At 53.2% G+C, this 21,544-nt stretch carries 13 protein-coding genes and 1 tRNA gene; 6 read left to right on the forward strand and 8 right to left on the reverse strand.

The genetic code is table 11. The annotated features are described in order from the left end of the window. The 7 genes from P8N76_18060 to P8N76_18090 form a co-directional block, all read right to left on the reverse strand. A partial coding sequence (locus P8N76_18060) for a hypothetical protein (protein ID MDG2383583.1) occupies positions 1 to 1,045 on the reverse strand: 1,045 nt, incomplete at its 3' end. 253 nt (positions 1,046 to 1,298) lie between these two features. Continuing rightward, positions 1,299 to 3,539, reverse strand: coding sequence for a hypothetical protein (locus P8N76_18065; GenBank protein ID MDG2383584.1), 2,241 nt, complete (start codon positions 3,537 to 3,539; stop codon positions 1,299 to 1,301). 16 nt (positions 3,540 to 3,555) lie between these two features. Further along, entirely contained in the window at positions 3,556 to 6,324 is a 2,769-nt protein-coding gene (locus tag P8N76_18070) for a hypothetical protein (GenBank protein MDG2383585.1), read from the reverse strand. Then, positions 6,321 to 8,696 carry a BatA domain-containing protein gene (locus P8N76_18075; protein MDG2383586.1) on the reverse strand — a complete coding sequence of 792 codons (2,376 nt, stop codon included), beginning with the start codon at positions 8,694 to 8,696 and terminating at the stop codon, positions 6,321 to 6,323. Before P8N76_18075 ends, P8N76_18070 begins: the two co-directional genes overlap by 4 nt. A 38-nt stretch (positions 8,697 to 8,734) precedes the next feature. After that, a complete protein-coding gene (locus P8N76_18080; protein MDG2383587.1) occupies positions 8,735 to 9,637 on the reverse strand; it encodes a DUF58 domain-containing protein in 903 nt (300 codons plus the stop codon). Continuing rightward, entirely contained in the window at positions 9,606 to 10,646 is a 1,041-nt protein-coding gene (locus P8N76_18085) for a MoxR family ATPase (GenBank protein MDG2383588.1), read from the reverse strand. The genes P8N76_18080 and P8N76_18085 overlap by 32 nt, the downstream gene beginning before the upstream one ends. A 334-nt stretch (positions 10,647 to 10,980) precedes the next feature. After that, the gene (locus tag P8N76_18090; protein MDG2383589.1) at positions 10,981 to 15,804 is read right to left on the reverse strand and encodes a PQQ-binding-like beta-propeller repeat protein; all 4,824 of its coding nucleotides are present in this window, start codon (positions 15,802 to 15,804) and stop codon (positions 10,981 to 10,983) included. Between the two features lie 425 nt (positions 15,805 to 16,229). Here P8N76_18090 and P8N76_18095 point away from each other — a divergent pair, with 425 nt between their 5' ends. After that, positions 16,230 to 16,556 (forward strand): HU family DNA-binding protein, encoded by a 327-nt coding sequence (locus P8N76_18095; protein ID MDG2383590.1) that lies wholly within the window; start codon positions 16,230 to 16,232, stop codon positions 16,554 to 16,556. Between the two features lie 181 nt (positions 16,557 to 16,737). On the opposite strand, the gene P8N76_18100 is transcribed toward P8N76_18095, so the two are convergent. Further along, positions 16,738 to 16,810 (reverse strand) — tRNA-Phe (locus P8N76_18100). 265 nt (positions 16,811 to 17,075) lie between these two features. On the opposite strand from P8N76_18100, the gene P8N76_18105 reads away from it, so the two are divergent. Genes P8N76_18105 through P8N76_18125 form a run of 5 tightly spaced genes read left to right on the forward strand, consistent with a single transcriptional unit; the run spans position 17,076 to position 21,510 of the window. Continuing rightward, complete coding sequence (locus tag P8N76_18105; protein ID MDG2383591.1) at positions 17,076 to 18,725, forward strand: terpene cyclase/mutase family protein; 1,650 nt, start codon at positions 17,076 to 17,078, stop codon at positions 18,723 to 18,725. A 30-nt stretch (positions 18,726 to 18,755) separates the two neighbouring features. Further along, positions 18,756 to 19,628: a hypothetical protein gene (locus tag P8N76_18110; GenBank protein MDG2383592.1), complete on the forward strand. Its 873-nt coding sequence runs from the start codon at positions 18,756 to 18,758 to the stop codon at positions 19,626 to 19,628. A 45-nt stretch (positions 19,629 to 19,673) separates the two neighbouring features. Beyond that, positions 19,674 to 20,363, forward strand: coding sequence for a MotA/TolQ/ExbB proton channel family protein (locus P8N76_18115; GenBank protein MDG2383593.1), 690 nt, complete (start codon positions 19,674 to 19,676; stop codon positions 20,361 to 20,363). A gap of 20 nt (positions 20,364 to 20,383) precedes the next feature. After that, on the forward strand, positions 20,384 to 20,881 hold the full coding sequence (locus P8N76_18120) for a biopolymer transporter ExbD (GenBank protein ID MDG2383594.1): 498 nt from the start codon (positions 20,384 to 20,386) through the stop codon (positions 20,879 to 20,881). After that, entirely contained in the window at positions 20,878 to 21,510 is a 633-nt protein-coding gene (locus tag P8N76_18125) for a biopolymer transporter ExbD (protein MDG2383595.1), read from the forward strand. The genes P8N76_18120 and P8N76_18125 overlap by 4 nt, the downstream gene beginning before the upstream one ends. Positions 21,511 to 21,544 lie beyond the last annotated feature (34 nt).

Consider the following 21,544-nt stretch of genomic DNA (forward strand, 5'->3'; position numbering starts at 1 on the left):
GACCTTCTCCCTGCTGACCTTCTCCCTGCTGACCTTCTCCCTGCTGACCGTCTCCCTGCTGACCTTCTCCCTGCTGACCTTCTCCCTGCTGACCTTCTCCCTGCTGACCTTCTCCCTGCTGACCTTCTCCCTGCTGACCTTCTCCCTGCTGTCCTTCTCCCTGCTGTCCTTCTCCCTGCTGTCCTTCTTCCTGCTGACCTTCTCCCTGTTGACCTTCTCCCTGCTGACCTTCTCCCTGCTGACCTTCTTCCTGCTGACCTTCTTCCTGCTGACCTTCTTCCTGCTGACCTTCTCCCTGCTGACCTTCTCCCTGTTGACCTTCTCCCTGTTGACCTTCTCCCTGTTGACCTTCTCCCTGTTGACCTTCTCCCTGTTGACCTTCTCCCTGCTGTCCTTCTTCCTGCTGACCTTCTCCCTGCTGTCCTTCTTCCTGCTGACCTTCGTCAGCTTCACCTATGGGTCGCTCGTTGGTCTCAATTTTGTCAGTTAGTTTTGCGGTGCGATCAGCTACTTTGCGCTGACTTTGAGCAAGTCGGAGTGGATCATCACCCCCTTCTGTTCTGCCTTGAACACTTCGCTGCTGACGCAAGATACGATTGACTTCTTGGATGTATCCTTTGATACGGTCTTGTTCATCGCGATTGCGGTCAGCTCGGTTTTCGCTTAGCAGCAGGTCGAGGAGTGACTTGAGGTCGTTTTGGACTTGGTCTTGCTCGTTAACGGCTCTTGAAAGTTTTTGGTCTTTGATCAGTTTGGCGAGCAGATCCATTTGGACCCGGATGTGCTTGTCTTTACTTTGTGCAATCGCCTGTTTGAGGAGTGCAGATCTGCGCGGGTTGCTGCTCGCGTCGAATTCAGCCATCTTTAGCATCAGCATTTCAAGTTGCTGGTACTTAGCACCCAAGCGACCTTGCTGATCGGACAGTTTTGCTGTCGAAGGTTTGGTGTCAGTTGCGGGCGGTTCCTGGGATAGAAGCGAGTTGGAGGGCGCTAGGCACGTCGCGGCGACAATGAGAAGCATCGTGACAGGCTTGTATTTCACCATCTGCGTTCTCCTTTTGGCGTGAAATAAGTCGATTCTTGTCTCATGGTCAACGGTTGCTCGAGTTGGGTGATGGCATTCCTGTGTCGTGCTTGTTGGAACTATCGATAGTTTACCCGTTTTCAGGTCGTTACGCGTCAAAAACGCCATTTCCAATTCCCAGTTAACTGACTTTGATCACGATGTTCGATAAAACTGGTTGAAGTTTTCTGTATTGCCACGAGTGGCAATGGGTAAGCGTCGTGAAGTTCACGGATTAATCCTCCAGCAAAGATCTCGCTTTTTTCTTCCTTTCTTCTTTTGTTTGTTTGGATAATTCTTCTTGTTCACGAATGATTGACCTGACGAGATCGACAAGTTCGTTATAGGTTTCCAGTTCCAGCATTTTGGCGAGAACGTCTTCGAGGGCGAGCAGGATGTTGTTTGCCTGTTTGACCACTTCTCGTGTGCCTTCGAGGTCAGGTTCTTTCGCCTCGAGTCCAGTCTGGAGTTTGGCCAAGTTTTCCTGCCATGCTGGAAATTGGTTGTCTGCAATCAGATTCAGCGGTGTGATGATCTGGTTTTTTAGACGGATTTTCCGCTCTTCGGTGTCGACGCGATTGTTCAGGATTTCTTCCCGTATTCCGTCGAACGAAGCAGCAACTCCGCTCACCTCTTGCCTCGATTTGTCGCCTTGTTGGTTGGCGCGTTGAACCTGAAGGACTCGGAGAGACCATTCACGTTCTTCGGAGAGTTCCTGGTCACCGGGTTCGGCACTTTCATCTTTCGCGTCCGGTTGTAGTCCAGCTTGAAGTCGCAGCAGGCGATCTCGCGTCGTGGTCATTTCGGCGATGACCTGTTCGAACCGTCGTTTTAGGTTTAGTTCGCGGGCCTCGAGAATTGCAAGAAGTTCGTCTGGTGTGACGACATCGAGTGCGTATTCATCTCCTTGTCCTGTGTTGGGTGCTTCCGCCAGATCGAAGAAGTCATCGGCTTTGATGGATAGAACAATATTCGTTCCTGTTTGCAGACGCCAGGGATCGTTATCGCGATTGGCCTGTTCCCTTAAGTCAAGTACGGTCTCGACGCGGCCCCGTTGGGTGGGCAAGAAATCGATTTGCTGTCCGAATCCGGATTCGTTTGATGAGATGTCAAACCAGGAACGGTTGACACCATAATCATCAACAATTTCGCCGGCGAGTGGGATTCGAGCTTGCGGCGTAATGGCGGTGCCAATTCCTTTCAGGAGAACATCGACCTGGGGAGCCAGATCTTCCAAGGTCGCGATTGTTAGTCGGTAGGGTTGTTGGCTGCTGATTCCATCGACATCAAGGAGGGAGATTTGCAGGGCCGCGGGTTGCATCAGTTTGGGAAGTTCGAAGTCGAACTGGGTAGTTTCGCTGCCAGGTGAGAAATCGAGGACTTGGGATGTACCCTCGTTCAGGTCATCGATGGCCACCTGTTTTAAGGGTTTCGAGGAACTGACGGTCAGTTGAACTTGGCTGCCCGCGGGCAAGCTAGTGCCTGGCCGCCATGGTTGTTTTCGGTCGAAGCGTCCAGTGTATTTGGGTAGCACGCAGTCCATATCGACTTTGGTGACACTTGGGCTTTTGACGACGTCAACTTTTCGGTCTCGCACGCGAGCGTCGAAGCCAACCACGTCAAAACTGACGTCGTCGAGCATGCCTTGGAAGGGTTTCCCGTCGAACCGATAATACTGATAACCGCCTTGGGCTTCACCATCGCGACTCATATTAACCCGTCCACGCTCGCCGCTCGAAAGTTGGTAATAGATGACGCAAAGTTCGGGCGGGGGTGTCGATCGCGTCGCATCAGCGCGAACTCGTACGGTTAGGTCGGTTCCTTCGGCCACTTTCAGCGGTTGGTCTGTGAAATCGAGCACCTCAATGTGGGCGCGCCGTGGCCAAGCTTGATCTGAAATCAGCAGTAAGCGTGAAGTCCAAGTGGCGAAGGCTTGGCTGGCGAGGACTGCGAATAGGACCACGGAAACGGTGGCAATTACGGCTGCAGCGAAGTTGCGTACTAAGGGAACTCGGTTGAACACCTGGCCAAGGCGAATACCTTCGGTGCGTGCAAGAGTTTCCGTCACGGTTGAGACGAACATTGATTGGTGCAATTCATCACCCGTTGGATGTTCAGAAAGCTCAACCGTGGTCATCAAGGCATCATGAAGTTCTGGATATTGCCGCTCCAGCAGGATTGCCAAGCTACGATTGGCGAATCGCACAAATGCTCGGCGAAGAATCCAACGGTAAAGGATGTAGACTAAGCCCGCGGAAATCAGCAGCAGTAGGACGATACGTGCTGATCGAGGCATTTCGCTAGCGCCGGCCAAGACGGGCAGATAGTCAATTGCAAGTCCGATCCAAAACGCGAGGCTTAGCCATACAATCGCGAGCGTAAGACCTTCCAGCCAAACATACCAGCGAATGCGTCGACGCAACCTGCCCAGCAAGGCAGCAACAGACGGCGGTAGTGGAGGATGTTTGTCAGTCATTCTTTTGTAATGCGGCTCAAGCCAGTTTGTTGATTCTGCGGATTAACCATTCGAGGCTCAATGATCCGGCGATTAGTACAAGTAACCAACTCATTAAGCGTTCGTCAAAAAGTCTGTCAGCCGTTCCGGGTAAAAAGGTTTCTTGGTCCTTGGCGGAGATTTGATTGGTCAATGGAGCCGCTGTGGTGCGTCCCATTGCTGTGTCCAGATTTACAAAGTACGCGCCCTCGGTTGTTTTGGCGATTTCCGCTAGGAGTGCATCGTTACGTTGGGGGCGCTCAACCTCGCGAGCGGGTAATCGAACACGAATCTCTTGAACGAGCAATTCATCTTCCACACCCGGCACGGGCAGTTCAATCCGATAGTCGCCTTCTCGCGTTGTTGTAAACTGTCCGGTGTAAGTTCCTGCTCGTTCTGCGTTGGGGATTTGTCGCAGGGCGAGTGGTTCGCGAGCACCGCTTTCGTGAACTAACGAGGCTTCGACGGTTGGGACGTCGAGCGGACGATACTGCTCGTCGGAAAGCGTTGCCCGCACGGTGATTGAGTCGCCAAGACTGCAACGTTCCTTGTCGACGAGCAGAATTCCACGGCTTGAGTCGCGCATTAGGCGCCCTTGCGAAATGTGCCGGATCAGTTTGGTGTAAAACGTTTCGAAGAAGCGTTCATCGAGACTACGTAATCTCCACATTTCTCCGCTGCCTAAATAGAAGACACGACCGGATCCGTAAAATTGCCCGGCCATGTAGACCGGCAACTCCTGATCGATGGCCGCTTCGGGGTCGGAGAAGTAAGCGTAAGCCTTGGCTCCAGGCTTTAAGGATTTGATCGCTTGGAATCCATAAATGCCTTCGAATTCATTCCAGACTTCGCTGCTCGCTTCCGCGGTGTCTTCTAATTGCAAGAAAGTGGCCCGCTCGCCTTCTTCGGCGAATTTGATCGGCCAAGCAGAATCTGAATTGGTGCGTCCGAGGAACGTACTGGCGGAGCTACGGCTGAAGAAGGTAACGGGATAGAGGGCTTTGATCGTGTCGATCTTCTCGGTATTGGCACCCTGTCGGGAGCGAGTCCATTGGGGTGTGAATACTGGTCCTGAAACCACGATGAGTCCGCCCGCTTTTTCAGATACCCAGCGATCAAGCAGTTGAATCTGTTCGTCGCTAAGTTTTCGCCAATCCGGATCGAAGGCGACCACGCAATCGTACTCGAACAGCTCTTCGGCCGTTTCGGGGAAATTTAGCAGCACCTCATTTGCTTCTTGCGCAGCTCCCGGAGGCGAGGATTGCAGCAGCACATGCAGCTTCGTGTTGCTGTCACGATACAAGAGGTTACGCAAAAATCGATACTCACGCGTGGGACCACCGGCAACGAGTAGAACCTGGTTCTTTCGGTCGACCACTTCAACATTAGCCGACTTTTGATTGTCGGTATCATCCAAATCTTCGCGGGGCGGAACGAGCCTCAGTGTCCATCTTCGACGACCAACCTCGGTGGGAGTTACTTCGAAGGAAATCGATTGGATTTCGCCGTCTGGGCCAAGCGTGATTCGCTGTTCATCGGCAATCACTTCTTTGTCACTGGGCAATTCGGCATCAACGGAGGCTAATTCGATTTTTAAACTGCGTCCGGAAAGACCATTGCCTTGGATGTAGCCGGTCATCGTGAATTTGTCGCCGGGAAAAACTCGCGCGGGAGCCTCCAAGTCGACGACACGGGCGCTCTTGGGCGTTTTTTCCGAGCCGGCCCCAATCGGGTAAAGCGGAATGTTGGCTTGCTTCGACAATTCGGCGGCAATCGTCGTGTCGAGCCCCGCGTTACTGCGACCGTCCGTCATGAGGACAACGCCGGCCATCGGTCCACCACGTTCTTTTTCAACGACCCAACGAATCGTTTCACCTAATTGAGTTTCAGCACCCCTCGCGCGTAAGCGATTGGCCCAGTCAATTGATTCGGAAGCTACCGCGGAAGGCGGGCTTGGTTCTTCGTCTGGCTGACTTGGAATGGCCGCCGATTCTTGCCCTAAGGCTACTGCCAGGCTAACGTCTGGATTCCGGAGGTTCGTGACGGCCATCACGATCATTGCCACGATGAGGCAGACCCCTGCAAACAGGAGAGCCCAGGATTCACCTTCCGCACCCTTGAGACGATTGCCAACAAGCCAATTTAGTAAGAAAGCAATCAGTGCGAAGCCCAATATCACCGCCGCAAGGGTGTACATTGTTCGGGCTTCGTCGCGTGATTTGAGCCACGCCATGTCGGAAGAATCGGTCGTCGTTGATCTCTCGCTCTTGGTCTTGGGGAACAGGCCGATTGGTTCTGGTGTGGTTGTTTGATCGAAGCGATAGACGCTCACATCGTGTTTGGCTTGCAAGTCCGTCAGCAGGCTGCCATCGCTCAATTCTTTCACAATGCCGGTGAGTCGGCTTTCGGGGGATGTTGAGCCCTGAGTGGCTTCGTCACTCAATCCCATACTTTGGCTCGTGTCAACCATGATCGCGACACGTGAGGGTGTGGTTTGCTTGCGTTCGGTCCGTTTTTCAATGTCCAGGAAAAAGATGAGGAGACCGACAAAGGCGGTGAGTCTCAGTAGGATCAATAGGATTCGCGTGCCTTTGGGCAATTCGACCGTATCCTTGCGATACAGGAGCACCAAATAAGAGGCAATCACGAAGCAGATGCCTGCCAACACCAACCAATGCCACCATTGGGTCATTGCGTGCAGGCGAGACACATCGTAGAAGGTGCGGGATTCTGCCATCAAACAGAGGGTCGAAAACGCGTTGTTCATCCAAGCCCTCCTGCTCGTACGCTGGAGGGGGAGTGGTAACTGGCGGAATAGGCGACGAATTGTTCTACGATCAAGATCGCGATGAGCGTCCACAGAAAGAACTCACCCCAGGATTGTCCAGCTTCCACAGAGTTCTCGAACAACAGCTGATCTGCGTCGCTTACCGTTACATTCACTGGCTTAAGAGACTCAGCTAATTCGACCGTTGACGGCATTGAGAGATCACTCTCAATAGTATTAATATTGATTGGGTATCGTCGGCGATTGGGTACGCCGTCAAGTGTTCGCAGTCGAGCTTCATAAACTCCGCTATCACTCGTTTGGTTGTTCATCGATCCTGTTTGGGGATCGAGGCCGAGTGTCGCAGAAAGCAGTGGCGAATCTTCGGTAACGCCAAATGGCTTCGCAGTGAGGTCGACTTCTAAGCTAGGGCCGTTGTTTGTCGCTGGTAAACTAAAAGCGATTTCAGGTCGGTAACGAGTAGCGTCTAATTGTATTTGAAGTGGTGCACCCACAAGACGTTGATGGTGAGTCAAGTGTTGTTCGGAGAGATACGACTGAAGCTGTAAAGCGACGACGATAAAGCTGGGTTCCAATGCCCAGTTGTTCCAATCGGGTGCAAGGGTCGTCAATACTGCCACGACCCGCCCGTCACCAAAGCGTCGTTGGAGGATCAGTGGCTTGCGATTTCGCAGTGTTGCCATGACCTCGATCGACGAATCGCTTGGCGGCTTCCACAGATCAGGAGTCGCCATGAATCGGTTGATTCGGATGGATCGAGCGAACGGATTACGCTTTCCGAATAAGATGTCGAAGATCGGATTATTATCGAATTCAACGTCAGGCAAATTGGGATTTGCGTTCGGTTCCAGATTCCTCACTCGCGTGAGGGGCGCCGGAAACAGGCCCGTACCGTCCGCGTACCAATTCGTGTAGAAGGACGCATTGCAGTTTGGTCCCATGAAGATCGCCAAACCACCGCCCTGCTCGACGTACTGCTGTAGGTTTTGCAGCGCGCGTTGATCTAGTTGGGCGACATTCATCAGGTAGATGGCTTGAAAACGCTCCAGTTCCTCGGGCGCTACATCCCGCAGGAAGCTCGGCGGCTGCGACTCGGGTAAAATCCCCGTTCGTGTCTTGGTTCCGGGGCGAAACATCGATTCGAGGTAGTATTGCGAACGCTGGTCGGCATCGCCATCGACGATCAAGACAGGGTCGCCGATCGCCAGATCGATCACGCACCAACGGTGATTGTCAGCCTCGACCGCATCCATGGGAAGTGACGCTTGCAGCGAATGTTGTCCTGCGGTGGGGAAGAAGACCTGGAATTGACGCGAAACCGTTGCGCCCGGCTCGATGCGATCGATGAGGAGATCGGGTAAATCGGATGTTTCTGCCGCTGATTCCTTGCCATCGGCGGAGGTCGCATGAAATGTCGAACGAATTTTGATGGGGATTTGTTCCGCAGCCGTGGCGGAATAGTTGGTGACTTTGACGTCGACGAAGAGCGGCACGCCAGCTGCTTGGGTCCCCTCGGCTGGCGTGAGTTCGGTGATTGCCAGGTTGGCAGAATCGGATTTCACACATCGCAGGAAACGTATTTCCACGCCCGTCTTTTCAATCTTTCCAAGTGCATCACGTAAATCGCCAGGTTGCTGCCAGTCGGTCGAGCGAAAGTCGGACACGAGGTGTAGAATCGCCTTGTTGTCATCCGATTCGGCGATGAGTTGGCCGGCTAACTCAATGGCTTCGGCGGGGCCCACTGCGAGTTGAGTGACGTTGAATGAGCGTTCCTTTTCCTCTAATTGGGCTTCTAAGCTAGGCGTGGCTCGTTCAGCACTGAGGTCAGCTACGGTTACGGACTGAGCTTCAAATTGTTTCGCAGCTGCATCCGTGTCAGATTCCTCGCTGAAGGTTGAGCCGCTGCCTGTTCCCTGGCGAGCTCGTGAATAACGCAATAAGGTTATTTTTTGAGACGTACCTTCGTTCGCGGCTCGTGCTGCGATTTGAGCAATAGCCCGTCGAGCTCGATCAAACGCTTCACTCCCTGCGGCACGGTCTGACATCGAAAGACTGTCGTCGAGTAGCACAAAATGATGGGTCGTTTGGTTTCCGAACAAGGCGGAGAATTTGTCATTGGTAACCAGCTTAGCGAGCATGGCGACGACGACTGCGATGGCCAGCATGCGGAGTAGCAGCAGCAGCAGTTGCTTCAACCAAACCCAACGCCGATGTTTCTTGTAACTGCGAAGCAGGAAGTCCATTGCAGCCCACTGGACCCGCTTGTGACGCATCATATTGATGAGATGAATCACCAGGGGAACCAGGACCAAAAAGAAGGCCCAGGTCAGTGGGGAATGTACAAATTGCATAGGAATCGCAGTTAACAAAGGATGGAACGGAAATCAAATCAGTTGCGATGGTGCATTCCTAAACGGTTGCAGAGGAACGTTGCCAAAGCTGCGTCCAACGGATCACTTGTGCGAACCAATTGGTAGTCGATCGTGTTTTTTGCGCAGGCGTGTCGAGTGGAATCGAGGAATTCGTTTAAGGATTTCAGATAACCCTCCCGCAAAGCTCGAGGATTGCAGGTAAGCGCCGCATCGGATTCGAGTCCTTCGAAACGCATCGAGCCATTGAAGGGGAAATCAAGTTCATCATCGTCCATGACGTGTAGCACAAGTACGTCGTGGCCGCGTTGGCGTAGCAAACGTAGGCCTTTGAGGGTGGATTCTTGATCGGCCAGGAGGTCGGAGATTAAAACCATCATGCCACGTCGCGGTGCGTTTTCGGCAACCCCCCGCAAGATACTGTAGATCTCAGTCTTGTCTTGCGGCTCACTGACCGAAAGTGCCTCAACCACGGAGAGCAAATGAGTGTGGCGCGTACGGTACGGAACCGTGCGACGAAGCGATTGGTCGAATGACATACAGCCGACGGCATCGTTTTGCTTCAAGACCAGATAGGCGAGGCTTGAGGCGACGGTGCAGGCGTACTCGTACTTGTTCATCGCTCCGCTGCCGTAGTTCATGCTGTTCGACACGTCGACCAGCAACGTACAACGCAGATTGGTGTCTTCCTCGAATTGTTTTACGTACAGTCGGTCCTGACGGGCCCAAACTTTCCAATCGACATGGCGCAAGTCGTCCCCCGCCGCGTATTCGCGGTGCTGGCGGAATTCCACCGACTGCCCGAAATAAGGGCTACGGTGCATGCCGGAAAGAAATCCCTCGACGATGTGCCGCGCCCGCAGTTCCAGCCGAGAGATTCGCTTTACGGCCTCAGGATGCAAAAATCTTTTGGAATCGGGCATCGCTGGTCAGCTCATCTTCCTTGGTTGGAGTAGCTTCAAGAAGTCGGTCAATGATGTCATCCGGCGTGACTCCGTCACTTTCCGCGGCGAAGTTCACGACGATCCGATGTCGAAGCGTCGGTTTTGCAAGGGCTTGGATGTCTTCTGTGGAAACATGAGTGCGACCCTGGAGTAATGCTCGAGCTTTGCCGCCAAGAATCAAAAATTGAACTGCGCGGGGGCCAGCGCCCCAGGATGACATCTCATCAACGAAGTCGGGTACGCCGGGTGATCCGACACGAGTTTGTCGGACGAGCGAGAGTGCGTATCGGATGATGTGATCACTGATTGGAACTTCACGCACGATACGTTGGAGTTCAATAATGTGATCCGCCGTCAAAACGGGTTTGACACTGTCCTGTTGAGTGGTGGTTGTGCGCCGAGCGATTTCGAACTCTTCATCAAAACTCGGATACTTCACGTAGACTTTGAACATGAATCGATCCTGTTGAGCCTCGGGGAGCGGATAGGTACCCTCTTGCTCAATCGGATTTTGCGTGGCGAGCACGAAAAACGGATCCGACAGTCCCCGTTGTTCGCGTCCCACCGTGACTTGACGTTCTTGCATCGCCTCCAGTAAAGCGGCTTGTGTTTTAGGAGGCGTTCGATTGATTTCATCGGCCAGAATCACGTTGGCGAATAAGGGACCTTCCATGAACCGTCGTTCACGTGAGCCCGTGCTCCGATTCTCCTCAATGATTTCCGTACCCGTGATGTCGGCCGGCATTAAGTCCGGAGTAAATTGGATGCGACTAAACGAGAGATTGAGCGTTCGGGAGAGCGTACTGATCATCAACGTCTTCGCCAGGCCGGGAACGCCTTCCAGTAGGCAGTGGCCACGACTGAAGAGGGTGATCAGGAGTTCGTCGATGACCTCGTGTTGTCCCACGATGATTTGGGAAAGCTCACCGATGATTTTTTCCCGAGCTTCACTGAGCTTGCGTATCGCCTCGTGTTGTGAGTCGTTCATGCAGTGCCTTTCTCGCCTTCCCCTCGTGCCGATCCGATCTATCCAGCTCCCAGCTCGATGGCCATCAGCCTGATGATTGGTTGCCCAATGATTGGCTCTCGTATTTTGATTTTAACGATTTTACCGCTTTTAGGGGCCAGACCGAAATTGTCGTGCCTCACCTGTTGTAAAGATAGGCGCCGAAAGAAAAAATGCCTAGTCGAATCTGTTCGAGTCGGCATCCTTCAGCCCCTCGCGCAAGGCAAAGGTCGCGTAGCTCGGTCAACCGGACGGTTGGGCTGGAGGAGTGCCTGCGGGAGAAACCGGTTTTTTTCGTCAATCGTAAATGGCCAGCTTATTTGTCCGGTTTCGGTGGTTGAGGCGGATCCGGCTTTGCCTGGTTCTCGATGATTTTGATCAGCCCTTCTTCCGCTTCCTTGCCTTGTTTTTGAACTTGTTTTCCAATCGCGCCGATCACGGCGCCGACGACGCTCGACAAACCGGTGCCTTGGGGACGGTTGTCGGCAGAGCCCATTTGAGCAGGCGGTTCGGGCGCTTGAGGCTGGTGGCTGAACTGCAGGCGGTAATTGTGGACGTTTTGGAGTTGGAGCGAGACACTTTTGTCGGCGTCGTTGCCCTGGATCTTGAAACCTCCATAACTGAAGTTCAATTTGTCGATGTCCATCAGGACGCGACCATCTCGTTTGTCCAAGCAGAGTAAGGCCAGTTGGGGGCGACTACGACTGTTTCTTTTGCCCGTTTTGAATTCTTGACGTACAAAGGCCAGGACGGGTAGATCTTGGGGTTGGTCTAGCGGCAGACTGAACCCCTCAACTACCGCAGGAACGTCCCATTGCGATTGGCCTGACTGACGATCGAATGCGTAGATTTGGGCGTCGATGAGCGGAGCCGATCCTCCATCCGGAAAACTGTTGACTTGGAGCCCGTTTACCGCAACGGGTGGGAAACCGACGATGACTAACCACTGGTCTTCTGAAGGTAAGAGGTAGACCTCGCTCGGAGCTTTGCCTTTGAGGAACGGTTTCAGCGGTTGTGAGATCAGCACCTTGCCGTCTTCGAGGGCGAGCAGGGTGAGCTTTCCAGACTTGCCTTCTGATTCGACGATGGCGACGTAATTGTCTTGTGTTACGAATCCCTTGGAGAATGGGGTGAAAGAGTGTTCCCAGCTGTTCTCTTGCGTCCAGGGATCCAGAAGCTTTAGGTTCCATCGTTTTTCACCGGCAACCGTTTCTTCCGTCCAGGTGAGAATCTGACGCCCCTCTGTCTTCCATCGTTTACTCTCTGCGGGCACGGATCGGCGTCCGACTTGTTCGCCGTCCAGGGTGCGAAAGACGGTTGCCTCTTCGGTGTTGCGAGCCGAGACAAAAACAAACTCGGAGTCGCCCCAGATTCGCGAGTCGGCAGAAAGATCCTGGCGTGTCCAAAGAGTCTCGCCGCTCAACGGTTCGACGCAGATCAAGCGGCTGCCTTGTTGGTAAAGGACTCCGTCATAGCTGACGGGGCCAATGGAGTTGATTCTTCGGCCCGAGATGGTAGTGCCGTTTTGTCCCCAAGCATTGGTTTGAACCGACGTGTTGCTGCGCATTGTACGTCGATTGACGGTGCTCGACAGCATTTCGTTGTAGTTGTCGGGCCATAGGATCTGCGTTTGCGTGGGGAGATCTGTTTGGAGTGTGTTGGCCGCCACCACGCCTTGTCCCAAATTGAGTAGCAAGAGATGGCCAAGTGTTTTGCAAGTTAACGTGTTTTCATTGAGACGTTGCGTTTGATTACGCAATTGGTTGATTCTTGTTTTTTCGCGGCCAAGTGTATCTTTTATGACGAGTGATGTGGCTGCGTTGGTATCAAACGTGACCTGGAATCGTGGCTTAATCGCACCGCTTTGTTCCAAGATCGGGATGGGGCGGAATTTCGCGTAAGGTTGAAAACGACGGGTCAAGTTCGACGCTACCGCCTTGATGGGTTCGACAGCAACTCGTCCGTAGGGCCAGCGGGGACCACGAGACATTTCAAAAGCCGTCCCGCTTTCCTTGGGGAGGGCGGCAATCATTTCTTCCACGGTTTGGCCTTGGTAGCAAATCTGATTGGGCCAAGTTTGTTGGATATGCTGCAGGCATTCTGCAGCCGCTGAAGCTTGCTCGGCCGCGCTCAAGATGGCTGCTGAGATTGCCCAAGCGGGGGCGGCGATCTCCGGGCGCTTTGAACTCAAAAGAGGACCAACGACAAACTCGCTATTCAGGAATTTTCCTGCTTTGAGGTAACGGCTGGCTAATTCGAGCCGAATGCGATGTGAATCTTCGTGGTCACCGAAGATCGCTAGAAGGTTTTCCAACGGGCCCGGACTGTCTGAGTTCATTGCGATTTCCAAACGGGATTCGATCGCAGCATTCATTTCTGCCTGTTGATCGGACGTCGCCTGTCTTAAGCTTTCGCGAATTCCCGAACGCACAAACCGATCGCGACGCACTAAATGCATCCGAGAGCCGCTTTCTAACAACGGCAGGCTGCCGCTGCTCCGCATCGATGGTGAGTTGGATTGATGAAACGCCAATTCCAAGTAAGCATCGAAGGCGGCTTTCGGTTTGCCCGAGTCAAGTAATCCTTTGCCCATCAGCCGTAAGTATTTTTCTCGTTGCAGAGGACGATCGATCAAATCGTTGACTTCTTCGGCGAGCTTTCCGTTGTTAGCGAAGTTGGTTTTTAAAGCGTCGAGCAGTGTGTCCACCAAGAGTGTTTTGGCACCTTCTCGTCGATCATCCTCAGGGGAGTAAAGTTCAAACGCTTGTCGTAAGAACTGCAATGCCTCTTCGGATTGCCCTTCATCTATCAGTAATAGACCTTGCTGTTCGATGCTCCAGGGATCGTTCGGGTTATCGGCAAGCTGCTCTTCGACAAGTAGCTTGAGGCGATCAACTCGTGAGTAAGCAGTGACGTAATCCGGGCCTAGCGACACCATGTGATCACGATAGCTGAGTAGATTTCCGAGGGGACGTTCCGTGCGAATGGCTTCCAACAAAGTCCCCGTGCTGACGTCGATCTGCATCAGTTCCAGATTGGTGGGAAGGTAATACAAATTGCCGCTGAGAAAGCCACGACCGGTGGGCACTGCGGCGACCCGACTGGAGTCGCGTTGCGACCCAACAGGCAGTTGCCAAGCTTCTGTGCCATCGCTCATGTTGATTGCGACAATTGAGCGTTTGCCGACCAACACGGCCTTGCCGTCATGGACGCAGGCAAGGTAAAGGTTGCCATCACGTTGTTTGGCGGTCCAGGCGGGTTTGCCGGTCAGAAGGTCTAAGCAATGCAACTCGCCGCCCTCGGGAGGCGTAATCAGCACTTTTCCGTCCGAGATGGTAGCCGTCGAGTCGATCCACTTGTCGCGGTCGGGTGCACGCGAGCCCGCAAAGGTGCGGTTGATGCGGATTCCGTTTCGGATTGAAGAGTTGGCAAAACTGCGTTGGTACTGATAACCCCAGAGCAGCGATCGGTTCGGGACGTCAATTGCCACGATGGCGCCCGCCGACGTCGGGCAGATCAACACCCCGTCCGAATAGGAGGGGGTGGCCCCGGCCAATCTTCGTATCGGATCGTTCAAAATGCTGAGCTGGCCGACATGGGCCAGCTGTTGAGACCAACGGACCTTGCCCGTCTGCGAATCGAGTACGAAAAGACTGACGTCGCCGCGAACTTCTGCGAGGATATACAAGTCCTGCGCGAGCACTAACGGAGCTCCCAGGAAAAAAGCTTTCGCAAGTTTCGGCTCATCTTCGCCGTTGATGCCACCTACTCGCCAACGATATTTGCCTTGCGTGCGGACGTCCAGTGCAACCAGAGCATTGTAATCCTGGGGTTGATTGGGATTGGTAATCCGCATGCCTCGCATCATCTGGATACGCAGACCTGCAGCCGATGACTGGGCATAGCCCAGATCATCCACGAGGAAAAGTGTTTTGCCATCGCTCGCCATTTGACCGTAAATCGAGTCGAGCCAGAGTCTTTCTTCCAAACGTTTAAGACGCGCGTCTTTGGTTGGCGGCACCGGTGAGTCTTCGTTAACCACGGTTTCGATCGGCTCGGACCAAGGGTACTCCCAGATCCGCTTACCCGTTGCGAAATCGATCGCCATCATGTTTTCAGAGGTTTTCATCAGCAACACCCCGTCGACAATCAGTGGACTGATGGTCGGAATGGAGGCTTGATTCCGTTCACTTTGTTCCGCCATCAACCTGGCAATCATCGCTTCATCATCCGGGTCGTTGGCCACTTGAACGCGCCAACGCGTTCGTAACAGGGGAAGTGATCCGTCGACCTGAGCGTTTCGAGAGGGGACGCCACGATGCATATGCCACTCGTTTGCAAGTCGATTGCCTGGCTGTGCGGGCGAAGCAAAGACGCGATCGAGCCACGCGATCGGTTCATCCGTCTCGGTGAAGATCGGAACTTGTTCGCCACGAATCAAAAAAGTGGCTTCCGGGCTGCGTTGTCGAATTTCCTGCAAGACTTCCACTGCCTTCTCTGGCATGCCTGACATTTGCCAGCTTTGGGCCAGGAGTAATGACAGTTCGGGATCGTATTTTTTGCGGGCTTCGGCCGCGTTCGATAAACGTGAGAAACACATGGCGGCGGCCAGTGGACGGCCGAGATCGGTGTAAAATCGTCCCAATAACATCGTCGCGGTGTAACCGGCTTGCGTGTGAAAGTATCTCCGCGAAACATCTGATAGGTCACTCAAATCGGATGCCTTTAACGCCTCTTTGAGTTGTCGACGGGCTTCCGCACCATATTGCAGTTCATAAAGCTCACGCCCGGCGGGTGGCATTTGGCCTAGGAGTTGACGGGCTTGGGCGCGAAGACTTGAGCTCAGATGGTTATCGGATGCTTTGCCAACAAAGAAATCTTCCGTTCGTTCTGCGTCCGCTTCGGGAGAAGCATGCAACAGATCCGCTAAATGCTCAATCGCTTCACTGTATTGCTGCTCTTCTAACGCACGGGTAGCCAATTTCAGCTGCTGCTGGTACTCGCGAGGTGCCAACATCAGCACCCGTGCGACCTCCGGAGTGTTGGAACGTCGATTAAATCCCTGAGCTTGGATCACGGTCGGAAAAAAGAGTTCCGTCGCGACAACTAAGCACGCTAGAGCCGAAATTCGTCCCATCATTTTCACTACTCCGTTCATTTGCCTCGGCGATTTCCGCCTCCGACCCAAGCGCGAAGGCGGCCGCTACGGGCTGCCTCCTCAATTATGTCTAAGTATTTACTATAGAGTATCTTACGGGATTCGGGAACTCGGTTCGCAACCAGCTTGGACTCTTCGCCAGCTCCCTCAAATGCTGTTTCTAGAAAACATCTACGCTCGGGATTGGGCTCCGGTTCCCCTGGTATTCTATCCCGTCTCAGCAATTGATGAACGGCATTGTTTACCCGTTTCTTGCTCCGCCAAAATTCAAATAGTTGGTTATTTCCCGGTGAATGGGCCATTTGTGGGTTGCATTAATCGGAGTGCCGTAATTTAATCATCGCGTTCCGCAAGAGCGGACGGACGTACATACAGTTTCTAGAGACCAGACAAGGAGGGCCACTTCCATGGCGAAAGCGACCGTAAAGAAAGCGCCGACCAAGACCGAGATCATGAACAATATCGCTGAGGCGACGGAGCTGTCTAAGAAGCAGGTCGCCGAGGTGATGGATGCACTTTCCGAAGAAATTCGTAAGTCCATCGCAAAGCGTGGAGGTCCGGGTAATTTTTCAATTCCTGGCCTTTGCAAGATCGTGGTTCAACGCAAGCCGGCGACAAAAGAACGAAAGGGTATTAATCCTTTCACAGGCGAAGAGACCACCTTCAAGGCCAAGCCAGCCCGCAATGTGGTTAAAATTCGTCCCCTCAAGAACCTCAAGGACATGGTGGGTTAACTGACTTTTCCATGTTGAGTCGAACGCCGTTGGCGGGGCTGTTGTTCGGTTTACTGAACAAACACTTCGCGCACGGCGTTTTTTTGTTTTGCGTAGTTGGCGAATGGCAGATGAGCCCGTTTGGGCTGATTGTCACGAAAAAAACGCCCGTAAAGCGATGCTTACGGGCGTTTTCAAAAGGTGGTCAGGGCCAGATTTGAACTGGCGACACGTGGATTTTCAGTCCACTGCTCTACCAACTGAGCTACCTGACCGGGTCGTTAAAGGTCGCATGTTAGAGACTGGGGCCGTTGCTGTCAATTGGGACCTTTGTAGGCGACAAACCGTGGCGAGCAAACGGTTTCGGACATTTGCGGTTGCTTGACATTCGTCTATTCCGCCATTAACCTCAAATAAATGGAACAGGCAAAAAGGGCCTCTCATTTCGCGCGGCTCATTTCGAGCAAATTTTTCTTTGTAAGCGTGTGAGGCGGGATCCGCTCGGACGGTACGAACGTCGATTCGGCAGAAAGGTTGACGATGCTGCGCCAACCCAGGATGCATTCGATTCAAATTCTTGCGTGGCTTCTAATCGCCTCGTCATGGGTCACCCTATGGCCGACGGCTACCTCTGCCTACACCCCGCAAAGCGGTGAAGTGCAAAAGATGCTCGATAAAGCGCTCACCTTTATTGAGAAAAGCGGTGATGCCAGTCGTTTGGGTGGCAAGTCCTTGGTCGGTTTGGCGATGATCAAGGGGAATCGACCGAAGGACCATCCGAAAATTAAGGAAGCGATTAGTGCCTGTCGTGATGCGGTCGCAAATTTGCGAAGTAGTAAACGATCGGACTCCATGTATGACTTGGGGTTGGCGATCATTTTTCTTTGCGAGTTAGATCCGGAGCAATATCGCGCCGAGATCAAAACGTTGATGACGATGATGCTTGATTGGCAAAAGCAGTTTGGCGGATGGGGTTATCTGGAAGGGCCTCACGTTGATACGGGTGACACTTCGATGACTCAATACGCAGTGCTCAGTCTTTGGACGGCGGACCGATCGGGCGCCTACGAGGTATCGATCAACGCGGCGACCAAAGTTTGTAATTGGTTAATTCGCACACAAGATCCAAGCGGGGGTTGGGGTTATCAGGGGGAGGATCCGGGCGGATTTCAACGAATCCCCCAGCAGAGTTCAGAGACCAATGAGGTGTCACATTCGTGTTCTGCAGCAGGCTTGGGCAGCGCTTATGTTTCTGCGGACTTGTTGCGATTGGTGACGGCGACACGTGGCGGCAATGGCGGCTTTCCATCGGCTTTGCGAGTCGTTCGTAAGGAGGACACGCGACCGACAGAAGGCCCGTTGACGAATCAAGTTGATGTCGGCCGTTTAAAGCGAGCTTTGGCTGATGGGGATCAATGGTTCGCATCGCGAGACCGAATTAATGTCGAGTTTTGGACTTTCTACTACATGTACGCTCGCGAGCGTTATGAAAGCTTTAAAGAGCTGACGACCGGCAACGAGCCCGCGGAACCGAAGTGGTACAACGACGGTGTAAAGTTTTTGAAGAGCAAGCAGAAAGCGAATGGTAGTTGGAGCGGCGAAGGAGGCCCTACCGTTGACACCTGTTTCTGTGTTCTCTTTTTGACTCGTGGAACCAAGAAGTCGATTCAGAAGGCTGAGGCTTACAACGGTCGGCTGCGAGGCGGTCGAGGTTTACCATCAAGTACGGCCGATGTTGCGATCGGTGAGGATGGTCAAATCGTGAAAACGCCGTTCCAGGGCCAAGCTGAAAGTTTGCTGGCAATTCTGGAGGCGGGTGGGAATGATGATCTCGATCTGTCTGCCCAGGAAATTGATATCCAGTTAAGCAGCGATCCGAAGCAGCGCGAGCGAGAGTTGATCCGCTTGCGGCGATTGGTGACCGCGGATGAATATGTTGTCCGCCTGACCGCCATCAAAGCTCTGCACAAAACCCGCGATCTGGATAATGTGCCGGCCTTCATTTACGCCTTGGGAGATCCGGATACGCGGATTGTGACCCGGGCACGGGATTCGCTTCGCTTGATGGGTCGTAAAATTTCTGGATTTGGCTTAGGTGACAATCCCAGTGACGGTGCCAAGCTTGACGCCATCAATCGCTGGAAAGACTGGTACCTCACAATCCGACCCGATGCGCAGTTCATGAATTAGTTTCATCAACGACACTCCTAGAAAATCGCCGTGAATACTCAACGCACCAAACCAGAAGCCGAAACTTCGCGGGCGCCAGTCTATGGTGATTTACTCAAGGTGAGTGCCTACGATCGTGTTTCCAGCATGTTGGTTGCCTTGTTACTCATGGTGGGTGCACTGGTCGTGGTGCTATTCATCATCTGGTTAACGACGCGCGTCTTTTATTTGCCTTCGGCGCCGGAAGTATTTCTTGTCGAGGAGGAGCCTGGAACGCAGAACCCCGAGGGCACGGCGCGAGACATCAATGAACCCGGAATTGAGGAGCTGACCGACCTAATCGAACCAGATATTACCGAAACCTTGGCGGCGGTCACCGATGCCGTCTCCTCGGTTGCGGCAAGTCTCGACGCAGTGGATGGCGTCATGGCAACTCGCGGTAAAGGAGCAGGCGACAATCGCAAGCGAGGCGGTGGTGATATTATCCCCCGCTGGCAGCGATGGGAGATCCGCTTTCAATCGACGACATTAGACGCTTACGCGAAGCAATTGGAATTTTTTAAGATCGAACTAGGAGCACTTGGCGGCGGACGCGCCGGAGTGGACTATGCTCAGTTTGATCGTGGTGGCCTGAAGAAAAGATCGGTGGCGGGTGACGCTAAAGATGAGCGTTTGTATTTCATTTGGCGTGGCGGCAGGCTCAAGCAACAAGATATCACTTTGTTGCAACAGGCTGGCGTGACGACGGCCGGTCGGGTGGTTTGTCAGTTTTATCCGAAGGATATCGAAAACCAGCTGGCAGTGCTTGAAAAGCAGCAGATGGGCAGTCGCGCTCTGCGCGACGTAAAAAGAACAGTTTTTGGCGTGCGGCCTGCCGGTCGTGGATTTGAATTCTATGTTATCGAGATCGATTATCGCGCTTAGCGTGATTCGTTGGGCATCTCGAAATACTGGGTACACGGTGAACTGATGGTTGGACTTATGTTGGACTCGCGTTGCTTTCCACTTGCCGCTTTGGATATTAGTGGATTGACCGATTATGTGGCCACATTCATTTATATGATGTTGGGCGCGATTGCCATTTGGGGCGCGTTCTGTGTCATTATGGTTTGGATGCGTGTCGCTCGGCAAAGGTTTCGAAGCGAAGATGATCAGGCCAAATTTCTCGCCGAAGTTGAAACGCCGTTGGCGAAAGGTGACTTCAAAACCGCTGCAGAAGTGTGTGATGGTGATCCGCGAGCCGTTTCCCAACTTGCATTAATCGCGATCAATCATCGCGATCTCGGCTATGCAAAAGTTAAGCATTTGGTGATGGACCGCTTTCAGCGAGACGTGCTCTCTGATCTCGAACAACGGCTTAGTTGGGTGAATACGGTGATTAAGAGTGCACCGATGGTCGGGCTGTTTGGAACCGTTGTCGGTATGATGGGGGCGTTTGGGAAGTTGGCCGGCGCTGCGAACGTTAGTCCTGACGTGTTGGCTTCAGATATCAGCGTCGCCCTCATCACCACGGCGAGTGGCTTGGCGATTGCGATTCCGCTGGTTTTGGTGACCGCTTCGATCAACATTCGCATTCGTAAAATGGAAGATCTTGTCGGTTCGGGCCTCGCACAGGTTCTCGATACATTACGTGATTCCATGGCCGCTTCTAAGAGCTAGGGTATTTGGAGAGATAAGTGATGGCTGCCACGGAGCAAAAGGTTGAGCATCTAGTTGAGCCGCTCGACGACCAACCGGTGATTCGGCGTCGGAAGTTGGATGATGCCGAGATGGACATTACGCCGATGATCGATATCACTTTTCTGTTGCTCATTTTCTTTTTGGTCGCGGCTCGTTTGGATGAAGATACACCGGTTGAGTTGCCGCCGGCGAGGCATGGCACGGCCGTTGCCATTAAGAGTTCAGTGATCCTCACCTTGGCGGAAAGCGAAGGTGAGCACGCGGAAGTTTATCAAGGCGATGGCAAAGCTGCTGATCGATTGATTCCGGCAAATGATCTCGACGCTCAGGAAGCCGCCATCGTGGATTACATTGAGGAACAGATTTCGGAAGGGAAAAGTAGTGTACTGATCAAGGCTGAAAAAGGGGTTAAACACAGGGATGTGGCTCGTGTTTCTACGGCTGTTGCGAAGGCCGGCAGTGGTGACTTGTTTGTTGCCGTGCTGGAGGTGCAATGACTGACGGTTTGATCCATTTTCTCTGCCCGGTTTGCCAAGCCCGATTGGCGTCCGCGACGGCGGACGAAGAACGCTCAATCGAGTGTCCCGAATGCAATAGCGAGCTCACGGTTCCGTTTGAATCGCAACGTCGCGGTGCCGATCAAGATCTGTACGCAGACGAAGCGGCCATCGGATTTCGAAAAACCAACGATGATCGCGATGCGGAACTCGACATGACACCGATGGTGGATGTCACGTTTTTGTTGCTGATTTTTTTCATGGTCACCGCCGCCTTTACCATGCAAAAATCATTTAAGGTGCCGACGCCCGATGAGGATGCACCCAGTTCTCAGTATCGCGAGACTGAAGATGAAGATGGTGTGATCACCGTTCGGATCGATGAATACAACACCTTTCATGTTTCGGCGCCAAACTGGGACGAAGAACAAGAGGCTCCCAGTGAGCAAGAATTACTTCGAAAGCTTCGTGAGGCAAAAGACGGGGATGGAGGGGGAATTCCTCCGAATACTTTGATCGTCGTGGCCCATGGAGAAGCCACGCACGGAAAAGTCGTGATGGCCATGGATGCTGGCACCGAAATCGGCATGGAAGAAGTCAAACTGAGAACCGTCGACGATGATGCCTAACCAAACAGCCGATTTAAGAGTACTCGCCCGAGTG

This window comes from Pirellulaceae bacterium (assembly GCA_029243025.1).
Classification (GTDB): Bacteria; Planctomycetota; Planctomycetia; order Pirellulales; family Pirellulaceae.

Excerpts from the sequence above, each read along its gene's own strand:
- P8N76_18065 (MDG2383584.1), bottom strand. The coding sequence starts at position 3,539 with ATGACTGACAAACATCCTCCACTACCGCCGTCTGTTGCTGCCTTGCTG.
- P8N76_18070 (MDG2383585.1), bottom strand. The coding sequence starts at position 6,324 with ATGAACAACGCGTTTTCGACCCTCTGTTTGATGGCAGAATCCCGCACC.
- P8N76_18075 (MDG2383586.1), bottom strand. The coding sequence starts at position 8,696 with ATGCAATTTGTACATTCCCCACTGACCTGGGCCTTCTTTTTGGTCCTG.
- P8N76_18080 (MDG2383587.1), bottom strand. The coding sequence starts at position 9,637 with ATGCCCGATTCCAAAAGATTTTTGCATCCTGAGGCCGTAAAGCGAATC.
- P8N76_18085 (MDG2383588.1), bottom strand. The coding sequence starts at position 10,646 with ATGAACGACTCACAACACGAGGCGATACGCAAGCTCAGTGAAGCTCGG.
- P8N76_18090 (MDG2383589.1), bottom strand. The coding sequence starts at position 15,804 with ATGATGGGACGAATTTCGGCTCTAGCGTGCTTAGTTGTCGCGACGGAA.
- P8N76_18095 (MDG2383590.1), top strand. The coding sequence starts at position 16,230 with ATGGCGAAAGCGACCGTAAAGAAAGCGCCGACCAAGACCGAGATCATG.
- P8N76_18105 (MDG2383591.1), top strand. The coding sequence starts at position 17,076 with ATGCTGCGCCAACCCAGGATGCATTCGATTCAAATTCTTGCGTGGCTT.
- P8N76_18115 (MDG2383593.1), top strand. The coding sequence starts at position 19,674 with ATGGTTGGACTTATGTTGGACTCGCGTTGCTTTCCACTTGCCGCTTTG.
- P8N76_18120 (MDG2383594.1), top strand. The coding sequence starts at position 20,384 with ATGGCTGCCACGGAGCAAAAGGTTGAGCATCTAGTTGAGCCGCTCGAC.
- P8N76_18125 (MDG2383595.1), top strand. The coding sequence starts at position 20,878 with ATGACTGACGGTTTGATCCATTTTCTCTGCCCGGTTTGCCAAGCCCGA.